This window comes from Amycolatopsis sp. PS_44_ISF1 (assembly GCF_032335455.1).
Classification (GTDB): Bacteria; Actinomycetota; Actinomycetes; order Mycobacteriales; family Pseudonocardiaceae; genus Amycolatopsis.
The window spans coordinates 2,292,726-2,305,787 of record NZ_JANUXO010000002.1 but is presented as its reverse complement, the minus strand read 5'-3'; the positions used below and the strand labels follow the sequence as shown (position 1 = coordinate 2,305,787).

Genomic DNA, 13,062 nt, shown 5'->3' with positions numbered 1-13,062 from the left:
GAGCGGCGCCGGGCCACCGGACGCGGTGGGCCCATCGAACGGTGCCGGGCCCACCGCGCCCAGGGTCAGTTCGCGCCGCGGACCACCTGGGCGATCGCGTCGATGCCGCGGTCCAGCTCCTCGCGCGTGATCACCAGCGGCGGCGCCACGCGCAGGGTGTTCTCGTGGGTTTCCTTGCACAGCACGCCGAGGCCGGCCAGCGCCTCGGACGCCGCCCGGCCGGACGGGCCGCCGGGGGCGATGTCGATGCCCGCCCACAGGCCGCGGCCGCGGACCTCGGCCAGGCCGTCGCCGAGCAGGCCGGTCAGCCGCTCGTGCAGGTGGGCGCCCAGCTCGGTGGAGCGCTGCTGGAACTCGCCGGTGTTCAGCAGCCGCACCACGGCCCGCCCGACCGCGCAGGCCACCGGGTTGCCGCCGAAGGTCGAACCGTGCTCACCGGGCCGCAGGACCCCGAGCACGGCCCGGCTGCCGACCACGGCCGACACCGGGAGGATGCCGCCGCCGAGCGCCTTGCCCAGGGTGTACACGTCGGCGCGCACGCCCTCGTGGTCGAGGGCCAGCACGGTGCCGGTGCGGGCGAGCCCGGACTGGATCTCGTCGGCGACCAGCAGCACGCCGTGCTCGTCGCAGGCGCCGCGGACCTCGGCGAAGTAGCCGGCCGGCGGCACGACCACCCCGGCCTCGCCCTGCACCGGTTCGAGCAGCACGGCCGCGGTGCGCGGGGTGATCGCGGCGCGCAGGGCTTCGGCGTCGCCGTAGGGCACCGTCACGAAGCCCGGGGTGAACGGGCCGAAGCCGGTGCGCGCGGTTTCGTCGGTGGAGAACGACACGATCGTGGTGGTGCGGCCGTGGAAGTTGGACCCGGCCACGATGACCTCGGCCGTGCCGTCCGGCACGCCCTTCACCTGGTGGGCCCACTTGCGGGCGAGCTTCACCGCGGACTCCACGGCCTCGGCCCCGGAGTTCATCGTCAGCACCATCTCGGTGCCGGTCAGCTCGGCCAGCTCGCGGCAGAACAGGCCGAACTGGTCGTGGTGGAACGCGCGCGAGGTCAGCGTGAGCCGGCCCAGCTGCTCGACCGCGGCGGCGATCAGCGCCGGGTGGCGGTGGCCGAAGTTCAGCGCCGAGTAGCCGGCGAGGAAGTCCAGGTAGGAACGGCCGGCCACGTCGGTCACGGTGGCGCCCTCGGCTTCGGCCAGCACCACCGGCAGCGGATGGTAGTTGTGCGTGCTCCACCGCTGGTCGAGCGCGATGAAGTCGTCGGCGGAGGCTGGGCCGGCGGTCTCCCGCCCGGCGAACGTCGTCATGGTTTCAGGCTAGGCGCTGCCGGTGGCTAGTTCAGCCGGTAAACGTTGCTTTCACCCGCCGTTCGTTGCGCAGTCCGGCCGGGTCGCCGGCGAATCGCTGCGTGCCGGGCCGGTTCACCCGGCCGGGTGCGGTCACCGGGGCGGCCGCCGCGACCTGAGGTTATCGTCGCCGGATGGCGAAGAAGGAGAGCGGGAGCCGGGTCCGGGACGCGCTGCGGGCCGGGCCGCGGCTGCCGGACCCGGGGGCCACGCCGGTCGGGCCGGTCAAGAAGGCGAAGGGCGAGGAGAAGCTCGCCGGCGCCGGACGGCGGCTCTCGGCCCTGCAGGAGGCGTTGTACGCGGAGGGCGCGGACGGCCACGGCCGCAGTGTACTGCTGGTGCTGCAGGGCATGGACACCTCCGGCAAGGGCGGCACCGTCGGCCACGTGCTGGGCCTGGTGAACCCGATGGGCGTGGAGTACACCGCGTTCAAGAAGCCCACCCCGGCCGAGCGGCGGCACGACTTCCTCTGGCGTGTGCGCCGCCGGCTGCCCGGCCCGGGCCTGATCGGCGTGTTCGACCGCTCGCACTACGAGGACATCCTGGTGCCCCGCGTGTCCGGCCTCCTTACGGCGGAGGAGCGGCGGCGGCGCTACGCGCAGATCAACGCCTTCGAGCGCGAGCTGGCCGAGGGCGGCACCACCGTGGTCAAGGTCTTCCTGCACATCTCGCCCGAGGAGCAGCTCGAACGGCTCGAGGCCCGGCTGCGGCGGCCGGAGAAGCGGTGGAAGTTCGACCCCTCCGACCTCGAGGCCCGCCGCCACTGGAGCGCCTACCAGCAGGCCTACGCCGACGTGCTGGCCGAGACCTCGCCGGAGGGCGCGCCCTGGTACGTCGTGCCCGCCGACCGGAAGTGGTACCGCAACTGGGCCGTGGCCGAGCTGCTGATCGAGACCCTGGCCGAGCTGGCCCCGAGGTTCCCGGAGCCGGCCTACGACCTGGAAGAGGTGGAAGCGGAGCTGGCCGCGCTGAAGGGTGTTGGCGTGGCGGGCTGATCGTCTGAAAGAGTGCCGGACGTGACCGACTCTGCTCTCGACGATCTCCCGTTCCTCCGCCGCCAGGCCCGCACCCAGCGCTTCACCCTCGGCGCGCCCAAGCTGTTCACCGTCTCCCCGGACGGTTCGCGCGTGGTGTTCCTGCGCAGCGAGTCCGGTACCGACCCGCGGCACAGCCTGTGGGCGCTCGACCTGGCCTCCGGAGAGGAGGCGAAGCTGGTCGACGCCGCCGAGCTGCTGCCCGGCGACGAGGACCTGCCGCCCGAGGAGCGGGCGCGCCGCGAGCGCTCGCGCCAGACCGGCAGCGGGGTGCTCGCCTACGGGGTCGACGACGCGTTCACCGTGCTCACCTTCACCCTGTCCGGCCGGCTCTACACCCTCGACCTGGCCACCGGCGCGATCGAGGTGCTGGTGGAGGGCTCGGTGATCGACCCGCGGCCGAACCCGGCGGGCACCCACGTGGCCTACGTCCGCGACCGGCGGCTGCGGGTGATCGAGCTGGCCACCGGCACCGACCGGGCGCTGGTCGCCGACGACGCCGAGGACGGCGAAGACGTCACCTGGGGCCTGGCCGAGTTCATCGCCGGGGAAGAGATGGACCGCCACCGCGGCTACTGGTGGGCGCCGGACGGGCAGAGCCTGATCGCCGAGCGCGCGGACCGCGGCCCGGTGCCGCGCTGGAGCATCGGCGACCCGTCGAACCCGCAGAACCCGGCGAACGTCGTCGCCTACCCTTCGGCCGGCTCGCCCAACGCAGAGGTTTCGCTCGCGCTGCTCGGCCTCGACGGCAGCCGCGTGGACCTCGACCGGGGCGATTGGGAGTACCTGGTCACGGTGCACTGGTCGGCGGGCGGCCCGCCGCTGCTCGCGGTGCAGCCCCGCACCCAGCGCTCGCTCTCGGTGCTGGCGGTCGACGTTGCGGACGGCTCCACCGCCGTCCGGCACACCGAGACCGACGAGCACTGGGTCGAGATCGTCCAGGGCGTGCCGGCCTGGACCACCGACGGCCGCCTGGTCACCGAGAGCGCGGCCGACGGCGACCACCGGCTGGTGGTGGCCGGTCAGCCGGTCACCCCGCCGGGCCTGCAGCTGCGCGAGGTGCTGCACGTCGGCGCCGAGGTGCTGTTCACCGCGTCGGAGGACCCGACCCAGGTGCACGTGTACCGCACCGAGGGCGGCGCCGTCCGTCGTCTGTCCACTGAGGATGGTGTGCACGGCGGGGCGGGCCGCGCGGGGCTGACCGTGCTCAGCTCGTGGGGCCTCGGGCACAGCGGACCGGTGGTGCGCGTGCTGCGCGACGGCGAGCCGGTCGCCTCGATCGATTCGTCCACTGTGGACCCGGAGATCGTGCCGAACCTGCAGTGGCTGACGCTGGGCGAGCGCGGGCTGCGCGCCGCGCTGCTGCTGCCGCGCGGCTACGAGGCCGGCGAAGGCAAGCTGCCGGTGCTGCTGGACCCCTACGGCGGCCCGCACGCGCAACGGGTTCTGCAGAGCCGCAACGCCTTCCTCACCCCGCAGTGGCTGGCGGACCAGGGTTTCGCGGTGCTGGTGGTCGACGGCCGCGGTTCCCCGGGCCGGGGCGCGGCCTGGGAGAAGGCCATCGCCGGCCGGCTGGCCGAGGTCACGCTGGCCGACCAGGTGGACGGACTGCACGCGGCCGCGGCCGAGCACCCGGAGCTCGACCTCGAGCGCGTCGCGATCCGCGGCTGGTCCTACGGCGGCTACCTGTCGGCGCTGGCGGTGCTGCGCCGCCCGGACGTGTTCCACGCCGCCGTCGCGGGCGCGCCGGTGACCGACTGGTCGTTGTACGACACGCACTACACCGAGCGGTACCTGGGCACCCCGCAGGACGCGCCCGAGGCGTACGAGAGCAATTCCCTGATCGCCGGGGCCGGGGAGCTTTCGCGCGCGCTGATGCTCGTGCACGGCCTCGCCGACGACAACGTGTTCCCCGCGCACTCGCTGCGGCTGTCCTCGGCGCTGCTGGCCGGGGGACGCCCGCACGTGTTCCTGCCGCTGGCCGGGGCCACCCACATGACCCCGCAGGCCGAGGAGGTCGCGGAGAACATGATGCGCGTGCAGGTGGACTGGCTGCTGCGTGAGCTTTCCGCCCGGGTGCGGGTGTCCCGCGAAGACGAGGAGGGGGCGTGAACCCATCATCGCGTCAGCTCGTTCGCGGCCCCGGCCGGGTGCGGGTGTCCCGCAAAGACGAGGAGGGGGCGTGAACCCATCATCGCGTCAGCTCGTTCGCGGCCCCGGCCGGGTGCGGGTGTCCCGCAAAGACACAGACAAGGAGAACCGATGAGCCGCTGGGGCCTGACCATCCCGCTCACCGGGGTGCCGCTGACCGGGCACCGCGAGATCGTCGAGCAGTTGCCCGACCTCGGCTACACCGACGCCTGGACGGCCGAGACCGCGGGCCCGGACGCGTTCACCCCGCTGGTGCTGGCTTCGCAGTGGGCCCCGCGGCTGCGCCTGGGCACGGCGATCGTGCCGGTGTACACCCGTGGACCGGGGCTGCTGGCGATGAGCGCGTCGACGCTGGCGGAGCTGGCGCCGGGCCGGTTCGTGCTCGGCATCGGGGCGTCCTCGCCGGTGATCGTGGAGGGCTGGAACGCCGCGGAGTTCGCCGAGCCGTTCGCGCGCTCGCGCGACACGCTGCGGTTCCTGCGCTCGGCGCTGGCCGGGGAGAAGGTGACCGAAAGCTACGAGACGTTCTCGGTGACCAAGTTCCGGCTGGAGCGCGCCGCGGACCCGGCACCGTCGATCATGCTGGCGGCGCTGCGGCCCGGGATGCTGAAGCTGGCCGCCCGGGAGGCGGACGGGGCGATCACCAACTGGCTGGCCGCCTCCGACGTGCCCCAGGTGCGGGGCGTGGTGGGGCCGGAGGTGGAGCTGGCGGCCCGGATCTTCGTCTGCCCGACCGAAGACGCCGAGGCGGCCCGCGGGCTGGGACGGATGCTGATCTCCTCCTACCTCACGGTGCCCGCGTACGCCGCGTTCCACGAGTGGCTGGGCCGCGGTGCGGCGCTGGCGCCGATGCACGCGGCCTGGGCCGCGGGCGACCGGCGCCGGGCCAACGAGGTGATCCCCGATTCCGTGGTGGACGAGCTGATCGTGCACGGCAGCGTGGAATCGTGCCGGGAGCAGGTTCAGGCCTATGTGGACGGTGGGCTGACCACCCCGGTGATCGCGCTGCTGCCCACCGGGGGCGACCCGTTCGAGCAGGTTCGGGGGCTGGCGCCGAAGCGGTGAACCGGCGGGGGGCGGGGCCGGTCGTCACGCCCCCGGTGGACCATCCGGGCAAGCCTGGCCCCGGGTGGTGGACGGCCCCGGTCTTTCTTGCTACTACTCGCAAGAGAGCAATGACCGGCGGGCCGGGATGTCCGGCGTCGCCCCGTCCGGCCCCACCACCAGCCAGGGAGTCCCGAGCATGACCACCGAGGCCCGCCCGTACCCGTTCCCCGAGACCGCCCAGCTGGAGCTGGCCCCGGAGTACGGCCGGTACCGCCGGGCCGCGGGCCTCGGCCGGCTGGAAATGCCCTACGGCGGCGTGGCCTGGCTGGCCACCCGGCTGGCCGACGTCAAGCTGGTGCTGTCCGACCCGCGCTTCAGCCGCGCGGCCGCGGTGGGCGCGGACGCGCCGCGCACGATGCCGATGATGGAGACCACCCCCAGCATCCTGAACCTGGACCCGCCCGAGCACACCCGGGTGCGCCGGGTGGTGGCGCGGGCGTTCACCGTGCGCCGGGTCGAGCTGCTGCGGCCCCGGATCCAGCAGGTGGTGGACGGTCTGCTGGACCGGATGATCGACCGGGGGCCGGAGGCCGACCTGGTCACCGACTTCTCGCTGCCGCTGGCCGTCACCGCGATCAGCGAACTGCTGGGCGTGCCGGAGGACCAGCGCTCGGAGTTCCACGAGTGGTCGCACCGGGCCACGGCCATCAAAGACGTGTCGATCGAGGACATCATGGCGGCCCAGCAGTCGCTGGCCGCCTTCTTCTCCGAGCTGGCCGCGAAGCGCCGCGAGCAGCCGACCGAAGACCTGATCGGCCTCCTGGTCTCGGCGCGCGACGTCGAAGAGCGGCTTTCCGACGAGGAACTGGTGCAGCTGGGCATCGCCCTGCTCGCGGCCGGGCACGAGACCACCGCCAACCAGCTCTCGGGCTACGTGTTCACCCTGCTGACCCAGCCCGGGCTGTGGCAGCGGCTGCTCGCCGATCCCGGGCTGGTGCCCAGGGCGGTGGAGGAGCTGGCGCGGATCACGCCGCTGGGCGTGGTCACCTTCGGCCGGATCGCCCGCGAGGACCTGGAGGTCGGCGGCACCCTGGTTCGCGCGGGCGAGTCCGTGGTCTGCCAGATCGCCGCGGCCAACCGGGACGAGTCGGTGTTCGAGGGCGCCGAGGCGGTCGACTTCGACCGCGAGGCCAACCCGCACATCTCGTTCGGGCACGGCCTGCACCACTGCCTGGGCGCGCCGCTGGCCCGGGTGGAGTTGCAGACCGGGCTGGCCTCGGTGCTGCGCCGGCTGCCGGGACTGCGCCTGGCCACCCCGGCCGCCCAGGTGCCGTTCAAGGCGAACCACCTGCTGCGCGGACCGCGGTCCCTGCCGGTCACCTGGTAGCCGCGCCGCCCCGGTGAGCGCCGGTCCGGGGTCTCCCGAAATGGCGGACGCGATCCGCGTCCGGGGCCACCATGCTGGGAAGGGATGCCTACCCGTTCGCCCTCTGCCGGAGGGTGTCCGTAGTGTTGCCGAGGGTAGGCAACCCTAAGAAAGGCGGCTCCATGGGTGTCGAGTCGGCAGCAGGTCTCAGCGGCGGGCGCGGCGGCGCGGAACGGCTCGGCGAGCTGATCCCGGTGGCGCTGCGGGGGATGGCGAACGGGATCGCCGAGCGGGGCGGCCCGGTGCCGGCCGGGGGACCCGCCGCGGTGGCGGCGGCGCTGGCCGCGGCCGGCGGCGGCACCGGGGTGCTGCCCCGCACCGGGGTGGGGGCGCGGCGGGCCCTGGAGGAGTTCGGCGCGCTGCTGGCCGCCGGTTCGGCCGATCCCGCCGACCCCGCCTGCGCCGCGCACCTGCACTGCCCGCCCCTGGCCGTCTCGGTGGCGGCGGACGTGGTGGCCGGGGCGCTCAACCCGTCGATGGACTCGTGGGACCAGGCCCCGGTCGCCAGCGAGCTGGAACGGGAGTTCACCACCGGGATCGCCCGGCTCTGCTACCCGGCCGTGCCGGGGGCCGACGCGGTGGTCACCTCCGGGGGCACGGAGTCGAACCTGCTGGGGCTGCTGCTGGCCCGTGAAGCGGGCGGTGGCACCGTGCGGCCGGTGTGCGGGGAGAACTCCCACCACAGCGTCGCGCGCGCCGCGTGGCTGCTGGGCCTGCCCGCGCCGGTCGTCGTGGCCTGCGCGGACGACCGGATGGTGCCCGCAGCGCTGGCCGAGGCCCTGGTGCCGCTGGGCGCGGCCGCGGTGGTCGTGGCGACCGCGGGCACCACCAACACCGGGCGGATCGACCCGCTGCCGGAGATCGCCCGGATCTGCCGCCGCGCCGGGGCCCGGCTGCACGTGGACGCCGCGTACGGCGGGATGGCCCTGTGCAGCGAGGCCCTGCGCCCGCGCGTGGCCGGGCTGGAGCTGGCCGACTCCGTGGCCCTGGACATGCACAAGTTCGGCTGGCAGCCGGTCGCGGCCGGGCTGCTGGCCGCGCGCGCGGGCGCCGACCTGTCCGCGCTCACCGTCCGCGCCGAGTACCTCAACGCCGCCGACGACACCGAGGCCGGACTGCCCGACCTGCTCGGCCGGTCGATCCGGACCTCGCGCCGCCCGGACGCGTTCCGCATGGCCGTGACCGTCCGCGCGCTCGGCACCGAGGGCCTCGGCGCGCTCGTGGAACGCTGCTGCGCCACCGCCGGCGGGGTGCACCGGCTGGTGGCCGCCCACCCGGGCCTGCGCTCGTGGGGGGCGCCGGAACTGTCCACTGTGGTCTTCCGCCCGCGCGCGGCCGACGGTCTGCCCGAGCCGCTCGGCGACGAGCTGGTGGCCCGCGTCCGCCGTGAACTGCTGGAGGCGGGCACCGCGGTGATCGGCCGCGGGCTGCTGCCGACCGGCCCGGACGGGGCGCCGCGGCTGTGGCTCAAGCTCACGCTGCTGCACCCGCACACCGGCCCCGAGGACTACCGCGCGCTGCTGGACCTGGTGGCGGCCACCGCCACCGGCTGCGCGAGCACGGCCGGGTCCACCGGGTCCACCGGGTCCGCCGGTGCCGCCGGTGCCGCTGTGGCCGCCCGGCAGAGCCCGGTCGCCTCGTGAGGCGCTTCGACCTCGCCGGAGTGGGGATCGGGCCGTTCAACCTGGCGCTGGCGGCGCTGGCCGATCCGCTGGAGCTGGACCTCGTGCTGTTCGACGCGCGTCCGGAGTTCCGCTGGCATCCCGGGCTGCTGGTCGAGGGCGCGACCCTGCAGGTGCCGTTCCTGGCCGACCTGGTCTCGCTGGTCGACCCGACCAGCCGGCACTCGTTCCTCAACTACCTGCGCGAACGCGGACGGCTGCTGCCGTTCTACTTCGCCGAGCGGTTCCACCTGCCGCGCGCGGAGTACGACGACTACGGCCGCTGGGCCGCGGCCCGGCTGCCCTCGTGCCGGTTCGGCCACGAAGTCACCGGCGTGCGCTGGGTGGCGGCGCAGGAGGCGTTCGAGCTGACGGTCTCCGGCGCGGAGCCCGTGCTGGCGGCATCGGTGGTGCTCGGGGTGGGCAGCACGCCGAACGTCCCGCTGCCGTTGCGCGCGCTGGTCGCGGCGCCGGAGGTGCCGGCCCTGCACTCCGCGGACTACCTGGCCCACCGCGCGGCCCTGCTGGCGGCGGAGACGGTGACCGTGGTCGGCTCCGGGCAGTCCGGCGCCGAGGTGTTCCTGGACCTGCTCCGCTCGCGCTCCACTGTGGACGGTGTCCGGTGGCTCGCGCGCACGCCCGCGTTCGCGCCCATGGAGTACTCGAAGCTGGGTCTGGAGCAGTTCACCCCGGACTACACGGCGTACTTCCACGGCCTGCCCGAGCCGGTGCGGGACCGGCTGCTGCCCACGCAATGGCAGCTCTACAAGGGGATCGACGCCGAAACCAGCGCCGCCATCCACGACGAGCTCTACCGCCGGAGCATCGGCGGGCGGTGGCCCGGGGCCGTGCTCACCCCCGGTGTCGAGGTCGTTTCGGCGAGCGCCGGGCCGGGCGGGATCGAGCTGGGCCTGCGTCACGAGCAGCAGTCGCGCAGCGCCACGCATCGCACCGGCGCCGTCGTCTGCGCCACCGGGTACGCGGAGACCCCGACCGGGCCGCTGCTGGCCGGACTGGGCGACGCCGTCGAGCGCGACGATCACGGCCGGCTCGTCGTCGGCGCGGACTACCGGCTGGCCCTCGGCGGCGGCGTCACCGGAGCGGTGTTCGCGCAGAACGCCGAGCGGCACACCCACGGCCCGGGCGCGCCGGACCTCGGGCTCGGGGCCTGGCGTGCCGCCACGATCCTCAACGCGGTGTGCGGCGAAGCGGTCTACGAGCTGCCCGGGCGCACCGCGTTCACCACGTTCGGCCTCGAGACCACGGAGGACCTGTGACCCTGACCGAAGCCGCCGCCTGGCGGGCCGCGGGCTCGCTCGTCACGCACAAGATGCTCGGCGAGCTGTCGTACGAGGCGATGCTCGGGCCCGAACCCGGCGCGGACGCCGGCGGCGGGCACCGGACCTGGCGGCTGGAACTGCCTGGGGAGGTCTGGTACCGCTTCGAGGCCCGGCGCGGCGCGTTCGAATCGTGGACGGTCCGGCCGGGCAGCGCGGTCCGCTCCGCGGCCGGGGTCGAGGCGCCGGCCGACGACCCGCGCGCGCTGGTCGTCGGCGCGCGGGCCACGCTGGGGCTGACCGGGCTGCGGCTGGCCGACGTCCTGGCCGAGCTGACCTCGACGGTGGCCAACGAGGCCGCCCGCCTGCGCCGCGCGCCCACCGCGGCCGAACTGTCCACGATGGACTACAACCGGGCCGACGGGCACCTCACCGGGCACCCGCGGCTGGTGCTGAACAAGGGCCGGGTCGGCTTCTCCGCCGCCGACCGCGCGCGGTACGCGCCCGAGTCCGGGGCCGAGGTCCGGCTGCGCTGGTTCGCCGTGCACCGCGACCTGGCCGAATTCCGCTGCGTCGCCGGGCTGACCGCTTCCGGTCTGCTGGCGGCCGAGCTGGACGAGGCCGAGCGGGCGGCGTTCACCGCCCGGGTCGCGGAGGCCGGCGAGCCGGGCGACTACCTGTGGGTGCCCGTGCACCCCTGGCAGGCCGACGAAATCCTCGGCACGCTCTACGCCGCGGAGCTGGCGGCCGGACGGCTGGTGGACCTCGGCGACGGCGCGGACGCCTACCGTCCACACCAGACGGTCCGGACGCTGGCCAACGCCACCCGGCCCGACCGCCATGACGTGAAGACGGCGGTCTCGGTGCGCAACACCCTGGTGTACCGCGGCCTGAACTCGGCGGCCACGCTGGCCGGTCCGTCGGTGACCGAATGGCTGCGCCGGATCGACGCGGCCGACCCGCTGCTGTCGGAGTCCTACCGGTTCGAGCTGCTCGGCGAGGTGGCCAGCGTCTCGGTGCGCCACCCGCTCTTCGGCGCGCTGGAGGAGCTGCCCTACCGCTTCCACGAGACGCTCGGGGCCCTGTGGCGCGAGCCGCTGGTGGCCCGCCTCGCCGAAGGGGAGCGGGCGATCTCGTTCGCCGCGCTGCCCTACCGCGACGTCGAGGGCACGGCCGTGCTCACCCACCTGATCGAACGCGCGGGCCGCGGCGCGGAGTCCTGGTGCGCGCGGCTGTTCGACCGGCTGCTCACGCCGCTGCTGCACTGGCTGCTGCGCTACGGGGTCGGGTTCTGCCCGCACGGCCAGAACCTGATCCTGGTGGCCGACGACCGCGGCTGGCCGCTGCGGGTGGCGATCAAGGACTTCGCCCAGGGCGTGGACCTGCTCGACGAGGAGCTGCCCGGCTACGGCGACCTTCCGGTGGAGGCCAACGCCGACATGCTGCGCTGGCCCGCGCACCTGCTCGCGCAGTCGCTGTTCAGCTCGGTGTTCTCCGGGCAGCTGCGGTTCTGGGCGGAGATCCTGCTCGACGACCTCGGCTTGGCGCGCGGGGTGTTCTGGGGCCTGGTGCGCACGGTCGTCGGCCGCTACCGCGAGGAGAACCCGGACGTGGCCGCGCGGTTCGACGCCTGCCGGCTGCTCGCGCCGGAGGTGGAGCGGGTGACGCTGAACCGCGAGCACCTGGCCGGGCAGGGCTTCGACAAGGTGGAGCGCGACGACGAGTTCGACGTCCGGTGGGGCCGGGTGCCGAACCCGCTGCACGCGCCGGACCCGGACGGCGCCTGGTGACGCCGTTCGCCCGGCCGGTCGGTCCGCGTTCGCCGGCCGGGCGGGCCTCGGCCGCCGCGGCCGCGGGCGGGGTGCTGCGGCGGCTGCTCGAGGACGACGGCACCCGACTGCTCCTGCTGGTGCCCGACCCGCACGCGCGGTTCGCCGCGGCGGAGGTGAGCGGGCCGTTCGCGGCCGAAGTGCTCGAAACCGGTTACGGGGTGTGCAGTTACGTGTTCGCCTGGAACCCCGAACGGGAGCCGCTGCCCGAGGGCGGCCCGCTTTCGGCGTACCTGGGCGGGTTCGGGGATCTGCGGGTGCGCCCGGACCCGGCCACGGCGCTGCCGCTCGGCGACCGGACCTGGGCGGTGGTCTGCGACGCGGAGTGGCCTTCGGGCGAACCGGCGGGGCTGGCGCCGCGATCGGTGCTGCGGGCCCAGCTGGCGGCGCTCGACGAGCACGGGCTGGCGCCTTCGGCGGGGCTGGAGCACGAAGTCGTCTTCCGGGACGCCGGCGGCGAGCCGCTGACCCCGCACGGCGTCGACTACGCGCTGGGCGGCACGGAGCGGCTCGCGCCGCTGCTCGCCTCGCTGCGGGAGGCCGCGGCGGGCCTGGGCGTGGAGTCCGCGCGGGCCGAATGCCACCCGGGCCAGTACGAGATCGTGCTGCGGCACCGGGACCCGCTGGCCGCGTGCGACGACGCCCTGCTGCTGCAACTGCTCACGCGCCGCGTCGCCGCCCAGCACGACGCGCGCGCCGACTACCTGGCCGCACCGGAGCCGGGACAGGGCAACTCCGGCCACGTCCACCTGTCACTGTCCACAAAGGACGGACCGGCCGGCTTCCCCGGTCCGCTCGGCGCTTTCCTGGCCGGGGTGCTGCGAGACGCGCGGGCGTTGACGGCCGTGTGGGCGCCGACGTGGAACAGCTACACGCGGCTGCGCACGGCGTCGTTCTCCCCGCGGGTGCTGCGCTGGGGCCCGGACGACCGCACCGCCGCGGTCCGGCTGTGCGGGCCGCCGGGCGCACCGCGGCTGGAGTTCCGCTTCGCGGGCGCGGACGCCCAGCCGCACCTCGTGCTGGCGGCCCTGCTGGCGGCCGGCCTCGCGGGGGTGCAGGAGAAGCTGAGCCCACCGGAGGCGGGGGCCGAGGTGGGTTCGCTCGCGCCCACGCCGTGGGAGGCGCTGGCGGCGCTGGAAGAAGGACGCGCGGCCGAGTTGCTCGGGGAGGACGTCGTGGCGCAGCAGGCGGCGTTGCTGCGTGAGGAGATCACGGCGGGCCTGGACGGGGTGACGGATTTCCACCGGCGCCGGGGCGCGTTGCGATCCTGAGGTTGGGGCTTGCGCGGCGG

General features: G+C 74.9%; 9 protein-coding genes. 8 read left to right on the top strand and 1 reads right to left on the bottom strand.

The window, feature by feature from the left end:
* Positions 1-65: 65 nt before the first annotated feature.
* Positions 66-1,307 carry an ornithine--oxo-acid transaminase gene (rocD, locus tag NYF13_RS24450; protein WP_315659963.1) on the bottom strand — a complete coding sequence of 414 codons (1,242 nt, stop codon included), beginning with the start codon at positions 1,305-1,307 and terminating at the stop codon, positions 66-68.
* 173 nt (positions 1,308-1,480) lie between these two features.
* On the opposite strand from rocD, the gene NYF13_RS24445 reads away from it, so the two are divergent.
* The 8 genes from NYF13_RS24445 to NYF13_RS24410 all read left to right on the top strand — a co-directional run bounded on the left by NYF13_RS24445 (position 1,481) and on the right by NYF13_RS24410 (position 13,042).
* Complete coding sequence (locus NYF13_RS24445) at positions 1,481-2,341, top strand: PPK2 family polyphosphate kinase (protein WP_315659961.1); 861 nt, start codon at positions 1,481-1,483, stop codon at positions 2,339-2,341.
* A 21-nt stretch (positions 2,342-2,362) separates the two neighbouring features.
* A complete protein-coding gene (locus NYF13_RS24440; RefSeq protein WP_315659959.1) occupies positions 2,363-4,492 on the top strand; it encodes a prolyl oligopeptidase family serine peptidase in 2,130 nt (709 codons plus the stop codon).
* Positions 4,493-4,642: 150 nt separating this feature from the next.
* The gene (locus tag NYF13_RS24435) at positions 4,643-5,596 is read left to right on the top strand and encodes an LLM class F420-dependent oxidoreductase (RefSeq protein ID WP_315659958.1); all 954 of its coding nucleotides are present in this window, start codon (positions 4,643-4,645) and stop codon (positions 5,594-5,596) included.
* A 178-nt stretch (positions 5,597-5,774) separates the two neighbouring features.
* Positions 5,775-6,965, top strand: a complete 1,191-nt coding sequence (locus NYF13_RS24430) for a cytochrome P450 (RefSeq protein WP_315659956.1) — start codon at positions 5,775-5,777, stop codon at positions 6,963-6,965.
* A gap of 161 nt (positions 6,966-7,126) precedes the next feature.
* Entirely contained in the window at positions 7,127-8,647 is a 1,521-nt protein-coding gene (locus NYF13_RS24425; RefSeq protein WP_315659955.1) for an aminotransferase class V-fold PLP-dependent enzyme, read from the top strand.
* Positions 8,644-9,942, top strand: a complete 1,299-nt coding sequence (locus NYF13_RS24420) for a SidA/IucD/PvdA family monooxygenase (RefSeq protein WP_315659954.1) — start codon at positions 8,644-8,646, stop codon at positions 9,940-9,942. The genes NYF13_RS24425 and NYF13_RS24420 overlap by 4 nt, the downstream gene beginning before the upstream one ends.
* Positions 9,939-11,732: an IucA/IucC family protein gene (locus NYF13_RS24415; protein ID WP_315659953.1), complete on the top strand. Its 1,794-nt coding sequence runs from the start codon at positions 9,939-9,941 to the stop codon at positions 11,730-11,732. The genes NYF13_RS24420 and NYF13_RS24415 overlap by 4 nt, the downstream gene beginning before the upstream one ends.
* Positions 11,729-13,042 carry a glutamine synthetase gene (locus NYF13_RS24410; RefSeq protein ID WP_315659951.1) on the top strand — a complete coding sequence of 438 codons (1,314 nt, stop codon included), beginning with the start codon at positions 11,729-11,731 and terminating at the stop codon, positions 13,040-13,042. Before NYF13_RS24415 ends, NYF13_RS24410 begins: the two co-directional genes overlap by 4 nt.
* Positions 13,043-13,062 lie beyond the last annotated feature (20 nt).

Excerpts from the sequence above, each read along its gene's own strand:
- NYF13_RS24445 (WP_315659961.1), top strand. The coding sequence starts at position 1,481 with ATGGCGAAGAAGGAGAGCGGGAGCCGGGTCCGGGACGCGCTGCGGGCC.
- rocD (WP_315659963.1), bottom strand. The coding sequence starts at position 1,307 with ATGACGACGTTCGCCGGGCGGGAGACCGCCGGCCCAGCCTCCGCCGAC.
- NYF13_RS24435 (WP_315659958.1), top strand. The coding sequence starts at position 4,643 with ATGAGCCGCTGGGGCCTGACCATCCCGCTCACCGGGGTGCCGCTGACC.
- NYF13_RS24425 (WP_315659955.1), top strand. The coding sequence starts at position 7,127 with ATGGGTGTCGAGTCGGCAGCAGGTCTCAGCGGCGGGCGCGGCGGCGCG.
- NYF13_RS24430 (WP_315659956.1), top strand. The coding sequence starts at position 5,775 with ATGACCACCGAGGCCCGCCCGTACCCGTTCCCCGAGACCGCCCAGCTG.